This window comes from Pseudomonas sp. AK-TSAG1-1 (genome assembly GCF_056821665.1).
The window spans coordinates 6,124,655-6,147,041 of sequence record NZ_CM165965.1 but is presented as its reverse complement, the minus strand read 5'-3'; the positions used below and the strand labels follow the sequence as shown (position 1 = coordinate 6,147,041).

Below are 22,387 nucleotides of genomic sequence, written 5' to 3'. Positions count from 1 at the left end.
TGACATGGCGATTGCCTAGTGGCGCGTGCTGGCCGGCATCACTCGGCGGCGCTGATTGCCCGTGCCTGAGCGACCTGGGCCGGGGCGAAATGGCAGGTGAACGTGCTGCCGTGACCGGGCACGCTGCTGATCTCCATCCGCGCGCGGTGGCGCAGCAACACGTGTTTGACGATCGCCAGGCCCAGGCCAGTGCCGCCGGTATTGGAATTGCGACTGGAATCGACGCGGTAGAAGCGTTCGGTCAGGCGCGGCAGGTGTTTGCTGTCGATGCCGATCCCGGAATCCTGCACGCTCAAGTGCGCGCCCTGATCGTCGCCCCACCAGCGAATGCGGATGTTGCCCTCGGCCGGGGTGTACTTCACGGCGTTGAACACCAAATTGGAAAACGCGCTGCGCAGTTCTGCCTCGCTGCCCTTGAGCAGGATCTTTGCGTCAGCTTCGAGAGTAATGCGCTGGTTTTTCTGTCCGGACAACTGCTGCGCATCGCTCTTGATCGATTGCAGCAGCGTATCGACCTGCACCGGCTGGTTGTCCGACGGGTAATCGGTGGCTTCCAGTTTCGCCAGCAGCAACAGATCGTTGAGCAGCGTCTGCATACGTCCGCCCTGTTGTTGCATCTGTTGCAGGGCACGACTCCAGCGCGGATTCACCTCCTCGACGTTGTCGAGCAGGGTTTCCAGGTAGCCGCAGATCACCGTCAGCGGCGTGCGCAATTCGTGGGAGACGTTGGCGATGAAGTCTTTGCGCATCTGTTCCAGTTGATGGATGCGCGTGACGTCGCGCACCAGCATCAGATGCTCGTTGTTGCCGTAGCGGGTGAGGTATAGCTGAATGCGTACGCGATCGTTGGTCGGTGAAGGGATTTCCAGCGGCTCGGCGTAGCTTTCCTGTTCGAAGTATTCCTTGAAGCGCGGATGGCGTACCAGGTTGGTCACCGGTTGGCCGCTGTCCTGCGGGGTCTTGAGGCCGAGCAGGGTTTCGGCGGCGCGGTTCCACCATTCCAGGTTGCCGTCGCTGTCGAGCATGATCACCGCGTCTTTCAGCGCGGCGGTGGACTCCTGCACGCGGTCGATCACCGCTTGCAGACGCCCGCGCACCCGTTGGTCGCGGCGTTGCAGGTGGTAGATGCTGTCGAACACCTCGCCCCACAGGCCGTAGCCGTCGGGCGGTGCTTCATCGGGTTGGTGCAGGCGCAGCCATTCGTGCAGGCGCAGCAATTGCTTGAGCGTCCAGGCCAGGTACAGGCCCAGGCCTGCAGCGAGGCTCCAGCCGTAATAGCCGCTGATCAGGCCGATCACCAGACAGGCGGTGACCAGCAACAGCATGTGGCGAATCAGGGTGCCATGCCAGTTTTGATTCACGGAAAATACGGTCCTTGTCAGCGAGTCTGGCGGTCGGGTCAGGCCTTGGTGGAAAACCGGTAGCCAGTGCCGCGCACGGTTTGTACCAGATTTTCGTAGGCGTCGCCGAGGGCCTTGCGCAGGCGCCGGATGTGCACGTCGACGGTGCGCTCTTCAACATAGACGTTGCCGCCCCAGACTTGATCCAGCAACTGCCCGCGGGTGTAGGCGCGTTCCTGGTGGGTCATGAAGAATTGCAGCAGACGGTATTCGGTCGGGCCCATCTCGGCGGGTTTGCCATCGATGGTCACGCGGTGGCTGATCGGGTCGAGCAGCAGGCCGCCGACTTCGATCGGCGCTTCGCCATCGGTCGGGCCGGCGCGGCGCAGCACAGCCTTGAGGCGGGCAACCAGTTCGCGTGGCGAGAATGGCTTGGTGATGTAATCGTCGGCGCCGACTTCAAGGCCCTGGATCTTGTTGTCCTCTTCACCCTTGGCGGTGAGCATGATGATCGGGATGTCCCCGGTCAGCTCGTCGCGCTTGAGGCGTCGGGCCAGTTCGATGCCGGAGGTGCCGGGCAGCATCCAGTCGAGCAGGATCAGGTCCGGTTTGCGGTCAACGATAATGGCGTGTGCCTGCTGCGAGTTCTCTGCCTCGAGGCAGTCATAGCCGGCCATTTCCAACGCAACGGCGATCATTTCGCGAATGGGCGCTTCGTCGTCGACGATCAGAATGCTCCTGCCAACCATGCCTTAATCCTCTTGTCATTTAACTGTCTTGCGCCGCATTAGATAACGGAATTATTGCAGTCGTGTGACAGTATTTTAGTCGCCCGGCGGTTGGCGTGATCCTGGACTAAGCTCTAAGTCCGAATCCTGACAACCGCAAAAGAAGGTTTCCATGACTCAAATGACTGCTTCTTTCAAAGCTCTGCTGATGGCTGCTGCGCTGACTCTGCCCGGACTGGCGATGGCGGCCGAACCGGCCATGATGAAAGACGGCATGATGGTCGATCACAAAGGCATGACCGTTTACACGTTCGACAAGGACGCTGGCGGCAAGTCGATGTGCAACGGTGATTGTGCGAAGAACTGGCCACCGATGATGGCGCCGGCGGGTGCCAAGGCTGAAGGCAAATGGACGGTGATCAAGCGTGACGACGGCATGATGCAGTACGCCTACGACGGTAAGCCGCTGTATACCTTCATGAAGGATGAAAAGCCCGGTGACATGAAGGGCGATGGCATGAAGGATGTCTGGCACGTGATGCACGAGCACAAGTAAACGCAAATCCCCTGTAGGAGTGAGCCTGCTCGCGAAGGCGTCGTGTCAGTCAGTAAATGTGTCAACTGATAGACCGCTTTCGCGAGCAAGCCCGCTCCCACAGGTCACGTACCTCAACGCAACGCGTAATCCAGCACGATCCCGACAAAAATCGCCAGCCCGGCCCAATGGTTGTGCAAAAACGCCTTGAAACAACGCATGCGGTCCCGGTCACGGGTGTACCAGAACTCCCACGCGTAACAACCCGCCGCTACCAGCAGGCCGAGATGGAACCACGTCCCCAGCTCGAACTTCGACCCGGCCAGCAGCAGGCAAGCCAATGACAGCACCTGCAGCGTCAGGATGATCACCCGATCCGCATCGCCGAACAGAATCGCGGTGGATTTCACGCCGATCTTCAGGTCGTCGTCACGATCGGTCATCGCGTAATAAGTGTCGTAACCCACCGTCCACAGCAGGTTGGCGATCCACAGCAGCCATGCGGCGGCGGGCAGTTCACCGGTTTCGGCGGTGAATGCCATCGGCATGCCCCACGAGAACGCCGCGCCGAGCACCACTTGCGGATAATAGGTGTAGCGCTTCATGAACGGGTAGGTGAACGCCAGCGCCAGGCCGCCCAGCGATAGCCAGATGGTCGGCGCATTGGTGCACAGCACCAGCAGGAAACTCACGCCCATCAGCAGCGCGAAGGATACCAGCGCCTCTTTCGAACTGATCTTGCCGCTGGCCAGCGGTCGTTGCGCGGTGCGTTTGACGTGGCCGTCGACCTTGCGGTCGGCCCAGTCGTTGATCACACAGCCACCGGCGCGGGTCAGCACCACGCCGAGCACGAAAATCGCGATGTTGGCCAGCGACGGCGAGCCTTTGCCGGCAATCCACAGCGCCCACAGCGTTGGCCACAGCAGCAGGTAAATGCCGATCGGCTTGTCCATGCGCGTCAGCTGAATGAAATCCCAGGCGCGCGGATTCAAGCGGTTCAGGGACTTGAGCAGGCTCTGGTACATCAGCAGTTCTCCGGATGGGCGCGGGCGGCGCTCCACAACGTCGGCAGGAAAATCTCCGCCACCAGCACGCTCAAGGCGCCACGGTCGAAACGCGAGCGGCGCGCCCACAATTCAGGCGCACGGCAGGCGGCCGGCAACCAGCCTTGCGGGTAGTGGCAGACCTCAATGGCGCGACGCTGAAAGGCGTGGTCGCAAAACAGCAGTTCGCCCAGCGAGCGGCTCCCCAGTTCGTCCATGTGCAAGCCGTCGCCTTGCAGGGCGGCGCGCGACGCCACGCTGCGGGCAAACACCCAGGCCTCGCCGTGACCGCGCAGATACACCTCGCGCACCCAGCCTTCGCTGCCTTCGGCCAGCTCCAGCGCCGCGCATTCGTCACTGCGCAGAGTGTCCCAGCCTTCGAACAACGGCGTGACGCTGAAGCCGTCATTGGACAGCCGCGTCAGGCGGCGGGTCAGCGAGCCTTCGTCGAACAACCAGTCGAGGGTCAACGAATCGGGAAGGGGCGTCAGTCGGCTTTGAGTCAGCCAGAGCGGGGCCGGGCAGGCATTTGAATGGTGCACAATGAGTCATTATTGGCCGCAAATGAGGCGGCGAGCTTAACATGGCGTGCTGCGAATTTGATGGATCCGGGGCGCCGTTGCACCGAACAGGCTTGCATCTGCCCGGCACCATCAGTACAAAACGCCCTGAGCCGGATGGCAGCGCAGCTCCATCGACCATTCGCGCCGACACAAGCCTGAATCCTGAGGAAGTACCTGAATGAACAAGTGGCAATGTATTGTCTGTGGCCTGATTTACGACGAGGCATTGGGTTGGCCGGATGACGGCATCGCGCCAGGCACTAAATGGGAAGACGTGCCGGAAGACTGGCTTTGCCCGGACTGCGGTGTCGGCAAGCAAGATTTCGAAATGTACGCAATCGGCTAATACGGAAAAGGAGTAAGGCATGAACGCACCTGTCGTAATCGTCGGCACCGGGCTTGCTGGCTACAACCTGGCCCGGGAGTTTCGCAAACTCGACAGCGAAACCCCGCTGCTGCTGATTACCGCCGATGACGGGCGCTCTTACTCCAAGCCGATGCTCTCCACCGGTTTCGGCAAGAACAAGGACGCCGATGGCCTGAGCATGGCCGAACCCGGCGCCATGGCCGAGCAGTTGAAGGCCGAGGTGCGCACCCACACGCGCATCAGCGGCATCGACGCCGGCCACAAACGCCTGTGGATCGGCGAAGAAGCGGTGTACTACCGCGACCTGATCCTCGCCTGGGGCGCGGAAACCGTGCGTGTGCCGATCGAGGGCGATGGCGCCGAGCTGGTATTCCCGATCAACGATCTCGAAGACTACGCGCGCTTTCGTGCAGCCGCTGCGGGCAAGCGTCGCATATTGCTGCTCGGTGCCGGCTTGATCGGCTGCGAATTCGCCAACGACCTGATCCTCGGCGGTTACGAGGTGCAGCTGGTGGCGCCGTGCGAGCAAGTCATGCCGATGCTGCTGCACCCGGCCGCTGCGGCCGCCGTGCAGGCCGGGCTGGAAAGCCTGGGGGCGCGTTTCCACCTCGGCCCGGTGCTGACTCGTCTGCAAAAAGTCGCGGATGGGCTGGAGGCGCATCTGTCCGACGGTCAGGTGATTGCCTGCGATGTGGTGGTGTCGGCGATCGGCCTGCGCCCGCGCATCGATCTGGCGGCGGCGGCCGGCGTGCAGGTCAACCGTGGCGTCGTCGTTGACCGCCACCTGAAGACCTCTCACGCCAATATTTACGCCTTGGGCGACTGCGCCGAGGTCGATGGGCTGAATCTGTTGTACGTGATGCCCCTCATGAGCTGTGCGCGTGCGCTGGCACAAACCCTGGCGGGCAATCTGACGGCGGTGAGCTATGGCCCGATGCCGATCACCGTGAAAACCCCGGTGTGCCCGTTGGTCGTTTCGCCACCGCCACGGGGCAGCGAAGGGATCTGGACCGTTGAAGGGCAGGGCGCCGACATCAAGGCCCTGTGCCACAGCGCCGATGGCCAGTTGCTCGGCTACGCGCTGACCGGCGCGGCGGTGATGGAAAAACTCGCCCTGAACAAACAGCTTCCGGCCCTGCTGGCGTAAATACCGGTCGTTCTGTCGGAATCACCCCGCTTTTGCCCCTACAAAGGTCGCGGGGAGACTGGCGCAGCCGGTATCCGCGTGCCATCCTCACTCCCGTCTGCCGCAGAGTAGAGCCTGCGGCGCCTTGGGCGCTGTTCCAACGAGAACAGCACGGACATAACAACAAAAAACCGTCAAAGGGGCTTCACTAATGCGTAAACCAGAACTCGCCGCTGCAATCGCTGAAAAAGCGGATCTGACCAAAGAACAGGCCAACCGCGTTCTCAACGCCGTCCTCGAAGAAATCACCGGCGCTCTGCACCGCAAGGACAGCGTCACGCTGGTGGGCTTCGGCACCTTCCTGCAACGCCACCGCGGCGCCCGCACCGGCAAAAACCCGCAAACCGGCGAGCCGGTCAAAATCAAGGCCAGCAACACCGTGGCATTCAAGCCAGGCAAGTCGTTGAAAGACAGCGTCAATCCTTAATGGCGGCGCACTCCCTGAATGACGGGGAGCAGCGCAATAAAAAAATGGGCACACCGATTGCGGTCGGGTGCCCATTTTTTGTGCCCCGTCGAACATGTCCGGCTTAGCCGATCGGAGTGTGCCAGTCATCGGAGCCTGAAGTACCGGACACTTCGTGGGTCCAGGTGATCTTGCGGTAAGTGAACTGCACTTCTTCCAGGTGAGTGAAGTGCGAGTTACCCGGGTCCTGGCAGTTGTGCATCTTGTTGTTGATGGCAACGATGATCGCGTCTTCCAGTTTGGTGGTGTAGTAGTGCTCCTGCGTACCTTGCGCCGAAGTGCGGTACCACTGAATGAGGATCTCGCTCATGCGCTCGCCGGAAGTCAGCGCCGCCTGTAGCAGCGGCGAAGCCTTGTCGTAGACCTTGGTGATGACCACGGGCTTGTGAATGCGCTGCCCGGTCGGCTGTCCGGATTGCGGATCACGCGGGATGATCACGTCGTGCTCGAAGGCTTGAATCATGACCTAGTCTTCATGACCTTCCTGATAGGTGTTGCCCACGGAGTCGGCGGTGAACGCGCCAGCGGTGATCAATCCTTGTTTTTCGCCGGTGACGGACATGTAGGCGGGTGTTGCCATGGAGGTTGCTCCTTGCAGGGGTTGGTTAAGTGCCTGAATGGCGGTGTTGCTTTGGGGAAGCGGGATTCGTTGTTACTGCTGCCAGAGGCAGAGCGGAGTTGCACTAAACAATCGAGTCAATATCCAGATGAAACGGCGTGCCCACGGCATGCCCTCCGGTCATCGCTGCGATGGCGGCATCATGGTCCTGGGCTGCCGGAGGGATCATCGCCAGTTGTTCCTGAACGAGGTTTTCCGGATGGGCGTTCCAACGCAGCAGGTTTTCCTGCACCCACTCGGGCTGTTCGGCATAGCTGCCGTAAACCTCGGCTTCGGTAACTCGCTGGTTCTTCAAGGCCAACAGGCGAGTCTGGGTCGTGGTGATCTTGTCGATTTCATTGTTGAGTGCATCGGTTTTTTGGGTGCTTTCCTGGTGGCGGGCATAGGCGTGGGGGTGGTTTTGAATAGTGCGTTCAATGGCGCGCAATTGGCCTTTGATGTTTGCCAATGCACCGCTGACCCATTCGAACTCCCGGTGCGTCACCAGCGAGCGTTTGAGCAACTGCGCCTCTTGCCAGCGGCGCAGGCTGGCCCAGCAGCCGGGGATGTAGCTGCTGACCATCGAGTGATCGCCCGCCGCCAAAAGCTGCTTCAGCAATGAACCGCGCTTGGGCAAGCCATTGATGTTCTGCAAGGCTTCGGCGCAGCCGTGATCGTTGATGAGGCTGCAGCCCGGCTGCCAGAGAATGGAGGACTGGTGTTCCTTGTCGAACACCACTGGCATGAAATGGCGCAAGGCACCGTGATGCCCGTAATTCTCACCCGAGAAGTTGATCATCCCCAGGATCAGCAAGGAAAAACCGGCGACCGGGTTAAGGACCAGCACCACTCCGTTTGCGATGTACATCGGCTTGGGGTTGGCAAAGGTGTTCATCCAGGTGGCGGGTACGCTGGGCACGGGGTCGTTCTGGTTGACGATGCGATGGTGGATCAGTGGTTGGGCGCTTTTGATGAAGGTCGTGTCGCCAGCGCGAGGGGCTCCGTAGGTGTAGAGCACGATATCCGGCTGGTAGCGCTGATTCCGGCGCAGCATCTCGGACAAGATCAGTGCTATCGCACCGCCTAGGCTGTGTCCGGTAATCAGCAGTTTTTGCCCACTGTAAAACCTCTCCAGATAGCTCACGACAAGCGGGAAAACCGCTTGGGCGCCACCGTAGAAGCCACGGTGCACCTTGCCTTCTCCTTCTTGAAAAGGAACCTGATAGGCGTCTCCATCACGCAGGCCATCGGGTAACGTTTCATTGGTTCCCCGGACACTGATCAATATCACCTCGTCGTGATGCGTAATAAAGGCCTGGGTGTCCGTACTGTCGGCTTGTCTGCGATCATCGAAAAAGTGCAGCTTGGCCGGATGTTCCTGTTCATTCCCCAGTGCTGGATCATTCACCTCGGGGTAGAGCTGTGGATCGAACGGCACTACCTCCAGCCGTTTCGAGTAAGGCACTTCTTCATACAACGGGTAGTACTTCTTCGTTTGTGACGCATCGACTTGCCACAACTCATCAAACTGCGGCAGTGCATGGCCGAACCAATTACCGCTGCTTGGCTGCACGGGGAAACTCACACAGTCGGTCTTGACCGGTTGCGTGTTCGGCTCCTGGCCGAAGTCGGTGTAACTCAGGGTCGCCATCAATGACAGTTGATAGAGGTTGAGTGCGCAGAATTCATTGCCGGTCGACAGCATTGGACGTAGCGCTCGCATGGGGCGTACTTCCAGTACATGGTGCTTGTTCGGCAACAGGGCAATGCCCTTGGGTTTGGGCGGTGGCGGGGCGAAGCCCAACTCGACCGTGGCCATGCTGGCCTGACTGAAGATCGCGCTCATTCCTCCGTCCGGCGCATTGGTATCAATCTGCGCGAACGCTCGGGTTTGGGGCGTGGAGCGCATTAGTTTGTGCACCACCATATTCGGCGGATCACGACGCTCCGCCAGAGGCGGCAAGTGCGCCACATGTTTGACCAGTTCGCTCACTTCAACCTGGTAATAGGCGTTGATCCCGGCAAGGTCTTTTGCTGGGTTGGCCTGGGTACGCACGCCTGATTTGGTGAAGAAGCGGGTTTTCTCGGCGCGAACCTGGAGTTCGGTGATGGGGAGGGGGTAGTGCTCTCTTGTCCTTAAATCTTTATAGAGTACTTCTGTTCCTTTAAAGGGCTGGTTGAGCTTGAGTACTACCGGGCCGCAGTAATGGTTATTCACGTTGCCGGAGCCCGTGGCATCCAGCTTGCCCGTGTAAACGGTGTCCTCATAATCGATGATTTCGTAGATCAACCCGGCATAGGGTTTGCCATCACCAAACTCGTCCACTAATTGAAAGCTCGTCGAATGTCCGCGCATTGGGCAGGCGTGGATGTTGCCTTGCATAAAGGCAGCGACGCTCGGATCTAACGGTTCAATGCTCATGGTGTCTCGTCCTTGTTTTCCGTGCAGCCGGGGTAAATGGTGCAGATCCGTTCATCCACCATTCTGAAGGTGCTGAAGTCTTTGTAGTTTCCATTGCAATACCCACGCTGATCTTCTAAACCTTCGCCCATGCAGCGCTTCCAGCCGCCGGGAACCTGGACCCAGGTGTCACCCCAGCCGGGCCTTTCCTCATCTGCTAACTTGATCTTCAACTTCACGGTTTTTCCCGGCAGTTGCGTCAGCGTGTACGCCGTGGAAGGACGACTCCGGGCGACATTGCCCTGCTCATCCATTTTTTTGCATCTCAACATTTTTATGAGGTAACGCTTGGGGCTGACTGTGCGGAAAAACCACATGCATTCACCGAAGAACTCACCTGTACCGACTTCGTCGAAAGTCCCCATGTGTCGCTCCAACAACTCTGGACGTACGGCAAATGAGGCGTAGTCATAGCTGCTATCACTCCGTTCTGGACCAAAAACGCCGATGATCTTGACCTCTACATGATTCAGCGCCAGCGGGCAGTTGCTCACAGTTCTGTAAAGCGGGATTCGGGAAGTGGGCTCGTAGACCATGTTGGTTTTATTGAATCCAAGCTGGGTATTTTTTCCACCGGGAACCGAGCATGTCTGATCTTTGGCGGGCACGTAGGTGGCCGTCAGGTCGTATTTGAAATTGGGCGGCAAGTCAGGAACAAAGGTGAAAGTGTTCGACTTGCCTGCAACAGAGCAACCCAGGTTCAGGGCGACGCAACCGACAAGTGCCAGACATCGAAGTCCTCGTCTCATAAGGCCCCGCTCTCCTGCAGATACAAGGTCTGCTGATACACCCGCTCAAAGTGCGTCGCCGGGTCTTCGCCGGTTTTGGGCAGCCAGATTTGCGGTGGTAGAAAGCCCGGTGCCTTCAGGCTTTGGGTCAGCAGGAAATGCACCTGTTGCGGCTGTTGCCAGCCCCACAGGTGACTCTGTTGAATTTGCCCCCAGACCCACTCATCCACATCGAATTGCTCAGCGAGCGCCACTATCGCTTCAGTGTGTTCGCCGACCAGATAGCGCCGGGCGTTATCGAACAGCACGTTGGCGTAAATCCGCTCCGGAATCGGGGTGTGCAGCCACGGCGGATCCGCCGGCAGCGGATGCTCGCCCGGGTCAGGGTTGTTGGTGACCGTCCATTGCCCGTCGTGCCAGTAACAGACACTGGTCATCGGCCCGAGCAAGAGCGCGTGCTGCTCCGCTGGCAGATGAGCAAGCGTGCGACCGAGTACGCGACAGTCGTGCACGCGATACAGCGCCTGATTCGGTGGTTCGCCGGTCACCACACGTGCCCGCCAGTGCGCAGTCAGCGCATCGAGGTCAACGTGGCTGACGCTCGCCAGCCAGCCCCAATGCCGTCCGGGCGTATTCAGCAGCGTCTGGATCAGTGGATGCCTGACTGTGCCGATCTGAAAGAGAAACGGGCCGTTTTGTGCCAGCGAATTCGCCACCGTGCTGCCATACAGACTGCGGTAGTGAGCGGCACCCAATTCGGTGCTGAGCGCGATGCGCTCTTCGAGGTGGTCGAGCGAGTCGAGCATCAGCAACAGATCCCGACTCGATTGCGCTTGCTCGTGCAGCCATTGTTCAAGTGTGTTCATGCGACCTCTGTGATGCTGCACTGGCCGGCGCGACAGGCTTCGCACAGCGGGCAGTAGTCCGCGGCCTGTTGGCGGGCGCCGGCGACGATGGATGCCGGGCTGGCGATGTCTGCCATGGATCGGCCGGGCGGGGTTTGCAGCGCCTGCAGCGGCGCCATACCCGGCACAGGCGCGCCGCCCTGTACGATCGGCACGCTGCTGAAGATTCCGCTGGCGTCGATCACGATGTGATGACCGCCCGCCGTCAGCGTCAGGCTCATACCCGCATCGATCACGACATGGCTGGCGGTGACGCGGGCCTGCTGGCCGGCCTGAATCACCAGCGAACCTGCGGACAGGCTACTGGTGCCGCTGATGGTCAGCAGGTCATCGGCATTGATCACCGTGCTGCGCACGCCTTGTTGGGTGCGCAGTTCTTTGCCTTCGATCAGGGTGGTGCTGTCATTGCCCACCTGTTCAAAACGGTCATGGCTGATCTGACTGCGGCTGTCATTGAGGATCAGTTGCTCAATGTCGCGCTGGGCGCGCAGGTAGATTTTCTCCTGCCCGGTGCGGTCTTCGATCGACAGCTCGTTGTAGCCGCCGCTGCGTGGTGAACTCTGACTGCGCAGAACCGTTCGGGTCTTGTGATTCGGTAATGGATGGGCGGGGGAAGTGACCTTGTTGGGCACGCAGCCGGTAATCAGCGGTTGATCCGGGTCGCCTTCCTGGAAGGTCACGACCACTTCCATGCCGACGCGCGGAATGGTCATTGCGCCGAAGCCTTCGCCCGCCCAACTGGAGGCAACCCGTATCCAGCAACTGCTCTTGTCGCTACCGAGTTCTGCCCGATCCCAGGGAAACTCGACGCATACCCGACCGTACTCATCGCAAAAGATCTCTTCACCGGGCGGGCCGGTGACGCGTGCGGTCTGGCAGACCAGCAAGGGCTTTTGTGCGGGCAGCGGAGGTCGGTAAATCACGTCCGCGGGTGTGGCGCTGAAGGTATTGCGATAGCCCTGAGTGAAACCGTCGACGGGTGTTGTAGCGCTGTCGGCGGCTTCCTCGAGAGCCTGTGGGAATTTGCCTCTATGTTGCAGGCTCACCAGCAACCACATGTCGTTGCAATCCTTGCGCGGATGCTCGCTCAGGTCGAACAAGTAGCCGCTGCGCAGCGTCGGCTGATTGCTGGCGCCCTCGACCCGCTGGTAGTCGCTGCGATGCCTCTCCAGAGCCTGGCGCGCGAGCTGTTTGCCCTGCTTTTCGCTCTTCATCAAGAGTGGGTAACGGTAGTCCTCCAATTCGGGCGTGAATTCGGCGGTGAAGCGACTTTCGAGCAACAGGCTGGGACGCTTCAGGTCATAGTCGCGACGGGTGACAGTACTGGTGCGGGTCTTGAAGGCCAGGGTAAAACGATCAATAACCGGGTGTTCGGCAACCATGCCGGAGGCTTGTCGATAAGGTGTCGGCCCAAGCCTGGGGAAAAACACCTGATCGTCGGTGAACACCAGCGTGTGCTGCTCGGACGAGTGCTGGTGATGCCAGGCAAGGCCGTCCTCGGCGCACAAACGCTGGATGAAGTCGAAGTCCGACTGCCCATATTGAATACAGTATTCACGTACGGCGCTGGTGCTGACATGGAAGGTGAATACGTCGGTCTGGATGCCGTGCCCCTGGAGGACCTGCGTGATGATTTGCGGAACGGTCAGATTCTGAAAAATCCGCTGGTCATGACTGAACTGCAAATAGTGCAACGCAGGCACCAGCGTCAGCTCGTAGTGGGTCAGGCGTTTTCCGCTTTCACCCACCCGTACATCTTCAATGCGTCCGTGAATACCTTCGTCGTTAAACCCGAATTGAAGAAACGCCGGCTGACTGAGCAGGCCTTCCAGATCGATATCCGCTCGTTCGCTGACCAGTTCGATGCGGATGGCGTACAGGCAGCTGATGGCTTCATCACCATCGAATGCGAGCACCTTGAAGTCGTGGCGAACTCCGGGAATTTGCAGGGTAAAAGGCGCGCAACTGCCCGTGCTGAACATACGCTTGTCCTTAAGCAAAGTGAGTCGATGCGCGGTGTTCGATCGTCCCTGATCGCCACGCGAAAAGAATTTGCCAAGGCACGCTAGCAATGCAGGAAATAAATTGATGTAAGAACTATCTCTGAGATTTGTCAGAGCATTCCGGGCTTGAAAGTTTTGCGCCAATTCAAGGAAATGACTGTAGGAAGTCACTTCGATAATTAGTGAGTTAGCACTGAAGTGCAGTTTCTTTCGAAGCGGTAAAAGTTTCAAAAAAATGAAATGACATCAAATTGATGGCACTTTTATTGTGGGTCGCTGTCTCCGGTAGATTTTTATAAAATCCAGCGAATTTTCGGAAGTGTCCTACTTCTATTTTTTTCGAGAGTTGTCATGCTTGCCGCCGTGTAATGGGACGGACGTTCGGGTCGATACGCTCAATCGGAATCGGGCCGCTCTGGATCAGGGCTTCTGAGGGGGCAGGGCAAATGCATGCAATATAAATCGCTATCAGGGATTCCCCTGCCACATATAGGGCGATCTCCTACACGGCTCAATGAACACTTCGTCTTGTTGTTTAACCAGATGCTTGCTAGTGGCCATCATAGTGATTACGATGCGCCCACTTGAAAGAGCACATCTCAATTGGATGAGTCGCTTTACTGCTCTTCGATACTGTCCAGCGCCGTGGCAATTCCAATAGGCGCATGACTGTAATCCTAAATAAAGGCCATGGATGTCCTACTCAAGCAAACTTTCCGCCCATTACCTCGAACTCGCAAAAGTCTCTGTTTCCAAAGAGAATTTCGCGGGCGAAGACGTTCGTTTCTCGAGCGAATTCGAGGCGCTGGAAAGCGAGCTGGCCAAAGCCTCTTCGATGCACGAAAGCGGGCAGATCGATTGGCTGAAAATCCGTGAAAACAGCGAAAATCTGCTGCGTACCCAATCCAAGGATTTGCGCGTTGGCGCCTGGCTGACCTGGTCGCTGTACCAGCGCGAATCCTTCCCCGGGCTGCTGGCCGGCCTCGGCTTGCTGCACCATCTGTCGGAAAACAACTGGGCCGACGTTCACCCGCTCAAACCCCGCACCCGTGCTGCTGCCATCGGCTGGCTGGTGCCGCGTCTGGAGCAGGTGCTCACCGAAAACATCGCGATCAAGGAACAGCTGCCGATGTTCCGGCAGTTGTCCGAGCATCTGGCCGGCCTCGATGCAGCGTGCACCGAGCACCTGGGCGACGACGCGCCGCTGCTGTTGCCGCTGTCACGTCGCCTGAAAACCATGATCCAGCGTGCAGCCGACAATCAGCCGGCTCCCGGTGTGGTGGGCGCAGCGGTGGCGCAGGTCAAGCAGGCCGCGAGCCAGTTGCTCACCCCCGGCGCACCGATCGACAACGAGAAAGACGCCTACAAGGCCTTGCGTGCCCAGCAGGAAAGCGCGCGCCCGTTGTGCGCCTGGTGGCTCAAGCAGAAAGCCACGGACCTGCGCGCCCTGCGCCTGAACCGTACTTTGCTCTGGCTGCCGATCGACGCGGTGCCTGAGCGCAACGCCGAGCAGATCACCGTGCTGCGCGGCCTGCCGGTCGACAAGCTCAAGCAGTATCAGGATCGCTTCGATCAGGGCAAATATGCCGACCTGCTGGTGGAACTGGAGGCGAGCCTGGCGAAGGCGCCGTTCTGGTTCGATGGCCAGAGGATGGTCTGGGAATGTCTCCAGAACCTCAACGCCGAGATGGCAATGCGCGAAGTGGAAATCCACTTCGCGCTTTTGGTTCAGCGCCTGCCCGGCATCATCGAGTGCCGTTTCCATGACGGCGCGCCGTTTGCCGATCCGTCCACTCGGGCGTGGATCGCCGGCAATGTCATGCCGCACCTGCAAAGCGCCAGCGCGCCACGCAAGGTCGAAACCGACGACGTCGAAACCCAGCCTGCCTGGGAAAAAGCCCTGCAGGAAGTGCTGCCGCTACTGCGCAAGGAAGGCCTCAAGCCTGCCGTGCAGACGCTCAAGCAGGGGCTGCAATCGGCCCACGGCGGACGCGAGCGGTTCTTCTGGCAGTTCGCCCTCGCGCGGCTGTGCTTCATGGCCAAGAAGTACGAACTGGCCAAGAACCAGCTCGAAACCCTCGATCAGACATTACAGGACTCAGGCCTGCACGCCTGGGAGCCCGATCTTGCATTGGAAGTGCTGCACCTGCTGCACAGTTGCTGCGAGTTGTTGCCGCAGAACCATGCAGTGCGTGAACGCAAGGAAGAGATTTATCGCAGGCTGTGCCACCTCGATCTCGAAGTGGTACTCGAATAGGCCCCAGGGCCACAACCGCAAGGAGAAAAGCCATGGCCAAAGAAGGCTCGGTAGCCCCCAAGGAACGCATCAACGTCACCTTCAAACCCGCCACCGGCGGTGCTCAGGAAGAGATTGAACTGCCGCTGAAGCTGCTGGCAATCGGTGACTACACCCACCGCAAGGACGATCGCAAAATCGAAGATCGCAAGCCGATCAGCATCGACAAGATGACCTTCGACGAAGTGTTGGCCAAGCAAGAGCTGGGTCTGACGCTGAGCGTGCCGAACCGTCTGCAGGAAGATGGCGAGGCCGACGAGCTGGCTGTGCAACTGCGCGTCAATTCGATGAAGGACTTCAACCCGGCCAGCCTGGTCGAGCAAGTGCCTGAGCTGAAAAAACTGATGGAACTGCGCGATGCGCTGGTGGCCCTCAAAGGCCCTCTGGGTAACGCACCTGCGTTCCGTAAAGCGATCGAAGGCGTGCTCGCCGACGACGAATCCCGCGGTCGCGTACTCGGTGAGCTGGGCCTGAACGCCGCAGCCCCGGACGCCTGAGACTCCAGTAGCCAAGGAAGCCAACACAATGAGCACTAGCGCAGCACAAGAGAAGAGCGCCGAGAACGGCGAGTACAGCATTCTCGACAGCATCATCGCCGAAACCCGTCTGACTCCGGACGACGAAGCCTACGACATTGCCAAGCGTGGCGTGTCGGCATTCATCGAAGAACTGCTCAAGCCGCAGAACAACGGTGAGCCGGTCAAGAAGGCCATGGTTGACCGCATGATCGCCGAGATCGATGCCAAGCTCAGCCGTCAGATGGACGAAATCCTGCACCACCCGGACTTCCAGGCTCTGGAATCGTCGTGGCGCGGCCTGCAGTTGCTGGTCGATCGCACCAACTTCCGCGAAAACATCAAGATCGAAATCCTCAACGTCTCCAAAGAAGACCTGCTGGACGATTTCGAAGATTCGCCGGAAGTCATGCAGTCGGGCCTGTACAAGCACATCTACACCGCTGAATACGGCCAGTTCGGTGGTCAGCCGGTTGGCGCGATCATCGCCAACTACTACATGTCGCCAAGCTCGCCAGACGTGAAGCTGATGCAGTACGTGGCCAGCGTATCGTGCATGTCCCACGCGCCGTTCATCGCCGCGGCCGGCCCGAAATTCTTCGGTCTGGAAAGCTTCACCGGCCTGCCGGATCTGAAAGATCTGAAAGACCACTTCGAAGGCCCGCAATTCGCCAAATGGCAGAGCTTCCGTACCTCGGAAGACTCCCGTTACGTTGGCCTGACCGTGCCGCGTTTCCTGCTGCGTAACCCGTACGATCCGGAAGAAAACCCGGTCAAGTCGTTCGTGTACAAGGAAACCGTTGCCAACAGCCACGAGCACTACCTGTGGGGCAACACCGCATACGCGTTCGGCACCAAGCTGACCGACAGCTTCGCCAAATTCCGCTGGTGCCCGAACATCATCGGCCCACAGAGCGGCGGCGCGGTTGAAGACCTGCCTCTGCACCACTTCGAAAGCATGGGCGAAATCGAGACCAAGATTCCTACAGAAGTTCTGGTTTCCGACCGTCGTGAATACGAACTGGCCGAGGAAGGCTTCATCTCCCTGACCATGCGTAAAGGCTCCGACAACGCGGCGTTCTTCTCCGCAAGCTCGGTGCAGAAGCCGAAGTTCTTCGGCATCAGCGCAGAAGGCAAGGCTGCAGAGCTGAACTACAAGCTCGGCACCCAACTGCCGTACATGATGATCGTCAACCGCCTGGCTCACTACCTGAAAGTGCTGCAGCGCGAGCAACTCGGCTCGTGGAAAGAGCGTACCGACCTCGAGCTGGAACTGAACAAGTGGATCCGCCAGTACGTGGCCGACCAGGAAAACCCGAGCGCCGAAGTGCGTGGCCGTCGTCCGCTGCGCGCTGCGCAAGTGATCGTCAGCGACGTTGAAGGCGAGCCGGGCTGGTACCGCGTCAGCTTGAACGTGCGTCCGCACTTCAAGTACATGGGTGCCGATTTCACCCTGTCGCTGGTTGGCAAGCTGGACAAAGAGTAAGAGCGACTCATGGACGGATACGGCAGCCTTTTCGAACGCCTCAACGGCGATGCGGAACTACGCAAGGGCAGGAGCCTCGAGGCTTCTGCCATGGCGTCGGTGGCTGCCCATCTGGCCAAAATGCTCAGCACCCGGGCGGGCAGCGTGCAAACGCTGTCCGACTACGGGTTGCCCGATCTCAATGACATGCGCCTGAGCCTGCACGACTCCCTGAGTCAGGCCCGCCTGGCCATCGAAAGCTTCATCGAAGCCTACGAGCCGCGCCTGAGCAACGTGCGTGTCATTTCCCTGCCGCGTGACCACGACCAGCTCCGTCTGGCCTTCAGCATCGAAGGCCTGCTGGAAGTCGAGGGTTTCAAGCGTCAGGTCAGTTTTTCCGCGCGCCTGGATGGCAGCGGTCAAGTGAAGGTCACCTAAGGAGAATCCCGATGTCTGGCAAACCCGCAGCACGAGTATCCGACCCCACCGCTTGCCCACTTCCTGGCCACGGTACCAACCCGATCGCCGCCGGTTCCGGTGACGTGTTCTTCGACGGCCTCGCGGCCGCCCGCCAAGGCGATGCCTCGGCGTGTGGTGGTGCGTTGGTCGGTGATCTGGCGACCACGGTTTTGATCAATGGCAAACCCGCCGCGACCGTGGGTTCGGTGGGGGCGCATGGGAACAAGGTTACGGCGGGTTCCGGGACGGTGATTATCGGGAATTCGCATTCGCCGGCGGCGTTTTCGGGCATTGCTGCGAGTGTCGTGAGCGCAATGGTGGCCGCCGTTATCCCAACTGCCTCGGCCGATGAAAAGAAGCTGGATTATCGCGTGGGACTGAAGTCTGGCGGCAACTCGATTCTGACGCCGCTGGAGATTCCGGATTTTGCTGAACTGAAATCCGGCTCTTCGAAAAACCGCGAGATGATCGACTTCCTTGTCGAGAACCGCAAAGCCGCCGCCGACAGCGTAAAGCTGGAAGTGCTGGACGGTGAAAAACTGATCTACACCGAAGCCAATACCGCAGTGTTCCTGCCATCTGGCGAGCACCCATGGCAATGGGACGGCTACGACACCGCCGGCATCCTCGATACCCGAGTGCTGAAAAGCCCGGGCCTGAAAGTACGCCTGACCGCGATTCAAGCGGGAGAGCAACAAATCACCGAAGTGAAGCTTGATTGCTCTGCCGAAGAAGTGGATTGGGTGGATGTGCGGGTTGATCGCAATGCCAAGACGGTGGAAGTGACGTTGCGTCCGAAGTTTTCTGACGGCGGTTCTACCGGTTCTGCGAAAGGCGCCCCGCGCACGCCTTATGCGACTCTGGAAGGATTTGCCAAAGAGGGGATCGAGCGTTACTGGTCGCGTGATGGTAGTCGTGGGAATGGAATTTCCAGCGCAATCACCACCAGCAAAGGTGTCTACAAAGTCACTGTGAAGGTCAACGTCAATGCTGAGCCTTCTGCCGGTAAATTTCCTCTCGTCGACAACTTATCTGAGGGCGGTGGCCGTTCCACCAGTCTCGCGTTTTTTCGCAAGATTCATCACAACATGGGTTACTACATCACCGGCGCATCAAACGGTTTAACCAATGTTTCCTACGCGACGAAATTGGCGGGTGAAGATTTCAAATGCACCGCCGCTCATGAGTTCGGGCATTTCATCCTGAATAAGTATGGCGGTGGCCTCATCCCGATGTACTCCTGGACTCACAAGGACTCTTCGACGCTGACACAAAACGTCAAGCCTGATCACCCCGAGCCAACCACTGGTGAAATCGATGTGATGAATTACTACAGCGGTGATCGCTCAAGTGACTTTTTCAGTCGAGTTGCTGCAGCTGAGCAAGACGTCAAAAGCTTGCTATGGCTGGCCAGAGTTGAATTCGATGATTAGGTTTTTGGGTTTCTGCCTGCCGGTCGCTCTCACCGGCTGTGAGTCGATTTGCCCATGAATTCGATCAGGATTAGTTCGATGATCAAGTACATCGGATTTGCGGTACTGGTATTTCCCCTGACGGGTTGTACCTCTCAGCAGCTTTATCGCAAGGAAATCTACTTGCAGAACGTCTGCGCGGTGCCCCTGACATTGAAGGCATCGCACTTTTCAAACTGGGGCCCGGCGGTTGGAGACTATGTCGCGCCGGTCGGTGCTCGACAGATTATCGGCAGCTACCTCTCGTACGAGAAGGATTCGCTGGTGCGCATTGGCGATGACTACGAATTGCTGATCAGTACTGCAAATGGTTCGAAGGTCATTCATGCGCCGACGCTTAGAGCTGCAATTGCAGACGTCGATTCTTTAAAGCAGGGCGACGTTAGCTCCTGGACGATTGCTGACCGCTCTTTTTGCCCATGACGTACGTATCGACGAATGCCTACAGCATTGATTTTTTTGCAAAACACGACAAACAGGTAACCCACCGTGTCCTTTAACCACTACTACCAAAGCGAACTCACCGCACTGCGCCAACTCGGTCGCCGTTTCGCCGAGCGTAGTCCGGCGTTGGCGCCGTTCCTGGGCCAGGCCGGGCGGGATCCGGATGTGGAGCGGTTGCTGGAAGGTTTTGCGTTCCTCACCGGACGCCTGCGCCAGAAGCTCGATGACGAGTTGCCCGAGCTCAGCCATTCGCTGATGCAACTGCTGTGGCCGAACTACATGCGCCCGCTGCCGGCGTTCAGTATTTTGCAGTTCGATCCGCTGAAGCGTTCGGGGCCGGCGCTGTTGGTGGAGCGCGATACGCCGATTGAAAGCAAGCCGATCGAAGACGTGCGCTGCCGTTTCCGCACCTGCTACCCGACCGAGGTGCTGCCGCTGGATCTGGCTGCGCTGAACTACTCGGTGAAGGGCGACGGTTCGCTGCTCAGCCTGCGTCTGGAAATGAGTGCCGACGGCCACCTCGGTGAGCTGGAGCTGAGCAAACTGCGCCTGCACTTTGCCGGTGAGCGCTACATCAGCCAGATGCTCTACCTGAGCCTGCTGCGCAACCTTGAAGGCATCGAGCTGATCCCGCTCGACGGCGCCGGCAAGCCAATCGATGGCGTGGCCGGCAAGCCGATGGCGTTCAAGATTCCCGGTGACCGGGTCAAGCCGGTGGGTTTTGCCGAAGAAGAAGCGTTGATCCCGTATCCGCTGAACACCTTCCGTGGCTATCGCTACCTGCAGGAATACTTCGCCTTCCAGGACAAGTTCCTGTTCGTCGACGTCAACGGCCTGGACATCCTCAAGGCGCTGCCCGAAGACACGCTCAAGCAGATGCGCGGCCTGGAACTGCGCTTCGATATCCGCAAGAGCGGCATCATGCGCATGCGCCCTACGCTGGATAACGTGAAGCTGTTCTGCACGCCGATTGCCAACCTGTTCGCGCACGACGCACTGCCGATCCGCCTCGACGGCAAGCAGGATGAATACCTGTTGCTGCCGGCGGAATTCGATCTGGAAAACTGCGGCGTGTTCTCGGTCGAAACCGTGACCGGCTGGAAGCCCGGCGGCCTCGGTTATCAGGAATACGTGCCGTTCGAATCGTTCGAGCACGACCCGAGTTTCGACGTGCCCAACAGCCGCCCGCACTACAGTATCCGCCAGCGTTCGTCGCTGCTGCACGACGGCCTCGACACCTACCTGAGCTTCGGTATCCGCCACACCGAAGCCCACGAAACCCTGTCGATCGAGCTGATCTGCACCAACCAGAACCTGCCGCGCAAGCTCAAGCTCGGCGACATCTGCATGGCCTGTGAAGAGACGCCGGAGTTCCTCAGTTTCCGCAACATCACCCCTGCCACGTCGAGTTTCGCGCCTCCGCTGAACCGTGACTTCCTGTGGAAGCTGATCAGCAACATGTCGCTCAACTATCTGTCGCTGGCCGACGTCAACGCGTTGAAGGTGATTCTCGAAACCTACGACCTGCCGCGCTACTACGACCAGCACGCGGAGAAGGTCAGCAAACGCCTGCTCGGCGGCCTCAAGCACATCAAGCACCAGCACGTCGACCGGCTGCACCGGGGCTTGCCGGTGCGGGGTCTGCGCACCGAACTGACCATCGACCCGGAAGGGTATATCGGCGAAGGCGACCTGTTCGTTTTCGCCTCGGTTCTTAACGAGTTTTTCGCGCTTTACGCCAGTCTCAATTCGTACCACGAGCTGCGGGTAAAAAGCACACAGGGAGAGGTGTACCAATGGACACCACGTATGGGCCTGCAGCCCCTGCTTTAAGCGGGCTGACGAAGGTAATACGCGAGTACTCGCTGTTTCAGGCCGTGCTGCTGGTGATCGACCGGCTGCGCGAGGCACACCCGTACCTGAGCGAAGACGATCTGTACGACCAGGTGGAGTTCCAGGCCAACCCGAGCCTGGGCTTTCCGCGCAGCGACGTCGACCGTGTGGAGTTTTTCGAAGAGCACGGGCAGATGCGCGCGCGCATGCGTTTCAACCTGATCGGGCTGGTCGGTTCCGGCTCGCCACTGCCGGCGTTCTACGGCGAGCAGGCGCTGGGCGACAGCGAAGACGGCAACCCGACGCGCAACTTCCTCGACCTGTTCCATCATCGCCTGCAACGGCTGATGCTGCCGATCTGGCGCAAGTACCGTTACCGCGCCAGCTTCCAGAGTGGTGCGCTCGATCCGTTCTCGGCGCAGCTGTTCGCGTTGATCGGCCTGGGCGGCGAAGAGATCCGCAAGGCCAAGGAGCTGAACTGGAAACGCTTGCTGCCGTACCTCGGTCTGCTCAGTTTGCGGGCGCACTCGGCGGCGCTGATCGAGGCCGTGCTGCGTTACTACTTCAAGCACGAAGACCTGGTCATCGAGCAGTGTATCGAGCGTCGCGTAGAGATCCTCGACGAGCAGCGCAACCGCCTCGGTCGCGCCAACAGCCTGCTCGGTGAAGACCTGGTGCTGGGCGAGCAGGTGCGCGACCGCAGCGGCAAATTCCGCATTCACATCACCGAACTCGACTGGGAGCGATTCCACGAATTCCTGCCGATCGGGTTCGGTTACCAGCCGCTCTGTGCGCTGGTGCGGTTCACCCTGCGTGACCCGCTTGATTACGACATTCGCCTGGTGCTGCGCCCGGAAGAAATCCGCGAATTGCGCATTGGTGAAAAGAACGACTGTCGCCTGGGGTGGACCAGTTGGCTGGGCTGCGAGAAAGCAGACGGCGTGGTGACCCTGGGCAGCAAAATTCATTAAGGACGTGAG

The 22,387-nt window shown here is 59.3% G+C and carries 19 protein-coding genes and 2 pseudogenes; 12 read left to right on the top strand and 9 right to left on the bottom strand.

Going from position 1 to position 22,387, the window contains the following annotated elements:
- Positions 1-38: 38 nt before the first annotated feature.
- Positions 39-1,325: a phosphate regulon sensor histidine kinase PhoR gene (phoR, locus tag AC1UK9_RS27935; RefSeq protein WP_256214734.1), complete on the bottom strand. Its 1,287-nt coding sequence runs from the start codon at positions 1,323-1,325 to the stop codon at positions 39-41.
- Positions 1,326-1,399: 74 nt separating this feature from the next.
- Entirely contained in the window at positions 1,400-2,089 is a 690-nt protein-coding gene (gene phoB / locus AC1UK9_RS27930; protein ID WP_007896474.1) for a phosphate regulon transcriptional regulator PhoB, read from the bottom strand.
- Positions 2,090-2,240: 151 nt separating this feature from the next.
- Between phoB and AC1UK9_RS27925 the strand changes: the two genes are divergently transcribed.
- Positions 2,241-2,624 carry a COG4315 family predicted lipoprotein gene (locus AC1UK9_RS27925; protein WP_025112663.1) on the top strand — a complete coding sequence of 128 codons (384 nt, stop codon included), beginning with the start codon at positions 2,241-2,243 and terminating at the stop codon, positions 2,622-2,624.
- Between the two features lie 113 nt (positions 2,625-2,737).
- Here the strand turns inward: AC1UK9_RS27925 and ubiA are convergent, their stop codons facing one another.
- Together ubiA and AC1UK9_RS27915 are read right to left on the bottom strand one after the other, a co-directional pair.
- Entirely contained in the window at positions 2,738-3,628 is an 891-nt protein-coding gene (ubiA, locus tag AC1UK9_RS27920; RefSeq protein WP_482578865.1) for a 4-hydroxybenzoate octaprenyltransferase, read from the bottom strand.
- Complete coding sequence (locus AC1UK9_RS27915; RefSeq protein ID WP_025112665.1) at positions 3,628-4,188, bottom strand: chorismate--pyruvate lyase family protein; 561 nt, start codon at positions 4,186-4,188, stop codon at positions 3,628-3,630. The genes ubiA and AC1UK9_RS27915 overlap by 1 nt, the downstream gene beginning before the upstream one ends.
- A 199-nt stretch (positions 4,189-4,387) precedes the next feature.
- Between AC1UK9_RS27915 and AC1UK9_RS27910 the strand changes: the two genes are divergently transcribed.
- The 3 genes from AC1UK9_RS27910 (at position 4,388) to AC1UK9_RS27900 (ending at position 6,189) form a co-directional block, all read left to right on the top strand.
- Positions 4,388-4,555, top strand: a complete 168-nt coding sequence (locus AC1UK9_RS27910; protein ID WP_025112666.1) for a rubredoxin — start codon at positions 4,388-4,390, stop codon at positions 4,553-4,555.
- A gap of 19 nt (positions 4,556-4,574) precedes the next feature.
- Positions 4,575-5,723, top strand: a complete 1,149-nt coding sequence (locus AC1UK9_RS27905) for an NAD(P)/FAD-dependent oxidoreductase (RefSeq protein WP_482578864.1) — start codon at positions 4,575-4,577, stop codon at positions 5,721-5,723.
- Between the two features lie 190 nt (positions 5,724-5,913).
- Entirely contained in the window at positions 5,914-6,189 is a 276-nt protein-coding gene (locus tag AC1UK9_RS27900) for an HU family DNA-binding protein (protein WP_003213368.1), read from the top strand.
- 103 nt (positions 6,190-6,292) lie between these two features.
- On the opposite strand, the pseudogene AC1UK9_RS27895 reads toward AC1UK9_RS27900, so the two are convergent.
- The 5 genes and pseudogenes from AC1UK9_RS27895 to AC1UK9_RS27875 form a co-directional block, all read right to left on the bottom strand.
- Positions 6,293-6,808, bottom strand: a pseudogene (locus AC1UK9_RS27895) (Hcp family type VI secretion system effector).
- A gap of 103 nt (positions 6,809-6,911) precedes the next feature.
- Positions 6,912-9,248: a lipase family protein gene (locus AC1UK9_RS27890; RefSeq protein ID WP_482578863.1), complete on the bottom strand. Its 2,337-nt coding sequence runs from the start codon at positions 9,246-9,248 to the stop codon at positions 6,912-6,914.
- Positions 9,245-10,036 carry a hypothetical protein gene (locus AC1UK9_RS27885; RefSeq protein WP_482578862.1) on the bottom strand — a complete coding sequence of 264 codons (792 nt, stop codon included), beginning with the start codon at positions 10,034-10,036 and terminating at the stop codon, positions 9,245-9,247. The genes AC1UK9_RS27890 and AC1UK9_RS27885 overlap by 4 nt, the downstream gene beginning before the upstream one ends.
- Positions 10,033-10,881 (bottom strand): DUF4123 domain-containing protein, encoded by an 849-nt coding sequence (locus AC1UK9_RS27880; protein WP_482578861.1) that lies wholly within the window; start codon positions 10,879-10,881, stop codon positions 10,033-10,035. The genes AC1UK9_RS27885 and AC1UK9_RS27880 overlap by 4 nt, the downstream gene beginning before the upstream one ends.
- Positions 10,878-12,902 (bottom strand): type VI secretion system Vgr family protein, encoded by a 2,025-nt coding sequence (locus AC1UK9_RS27875; protein ID WP_482578860.1) that lies wholly within the window; start codon positions 12,900-12,902, stop codon positions 10,878-10,880. Before AC1UK9_RS27875 ends, AC1UK9_RS27880 begins: the two co-directional genes overlap by 4 nt.
- Before the next feature lie 715 nt (positions 12,903-13,617).
- Here AC1UK9_RS27875 and tssA point away from each other — a divergent pair.
- From tssA to tssG, 8 genes and pseudogenes are all read left to right on the top strand, one after another.
- Positions 13,618-15,180 carry a type VI secretion system protein TssA gene (gene tssA / locus AC1UK9_RS27870; RefSeq protein WP_025112672.1) on the top strand — a complete coding sequence of 521 codons (1,563 nt, stop codon included), beginning with the start codon at positions 13,618-13,620 and terminating at the stop codon, positions 15,178-15,180.
- Between the two features lie 32 nt (positions 15,181-15,212).
- Entirely contained in the window at positions 15,213-15,716 is a 504-nt protein-coding gene (gene tssB, locus AC1UK9_RS27865; protein ID WP_003229587.1) for a type VI secretion system contractile sheath small subunit, read from the top strand.
- Positions 15,717-15,744: 28 nt separating this feature from the next.
- The gene (gene tssC, locus AC1UK9_RS27860) at positions 15,745-17,220 is read left to right on the top strand and encodes a type VI secretion system contractile sheath large subunit (protein WP_025112673.1); all 1,476 of its coding nucleotides are present in this window, start codon (positions 15,745-15,747) and stop codon (positions 17,218-17,220) included.
- A gap of 9 nt (positions 17,221-17,229) precedes the next feature.
- A complete protein-coding gene (gene tssE / locus AC1UK9_RS27855; RefSeq protein ID WP_003229582.1) occupies positions 17,230-17,637 on the top strand; it encodes a type VI secretion system baseplate subunit TssE in 408 nt (135 codons plus the stop codon).
- A gap of 11 nt (positions 17,638-17,648) precedes the next feature.
- Positions 17,649-17,943 (top strand): annotated as a pseudogene (locus tag AC1UK9_RS27850) (PAAR domain-containing protein); the annotation flags it as partial.
- Between the two features lie 1,226 nt (positions 17,944-19,169).
- Positions 19,170-19,553, top strand: coding sequence for a hypothetical protein (locus AC1UK9_RS27845; protein WP_473013957.1), 384 nt, complete (start codon positions 19,170-19,172; stop codon positions 19,551-19,553).
- Between the two features lie 66 nt (positions 19,554-19,619).
- On the top strand, positions 19,620-21,407 hold the full coding sequence (gene tssF / locus AC1UK9_RS27840; protein WP_025112678.1) for a type VI secretion system baseplate subunit TssF: 1,788 nt from the start codon (positions 19,620-19,622) through the stop codon (positions 21,405-21,407).
- Positions 21,371-22,378 carry a type VI secretion system baseplate subunit TssG gene (gene tssG / locus AC1UK9_RS27835; protein ID WP_025112679.1) on the top strand — a complete coding sequence of 336 codons (1,008 nt, stop codon included), beginning with the start codon at positions 21,371-21,373 and terminating at the stop codon, positions 22,376-22,378. Before tssF ends, tssG begins: the two co-directional genes overlap by 37 nt.
- Positions 22,379-22,387 lie beyond the last annotated feature (9 nt).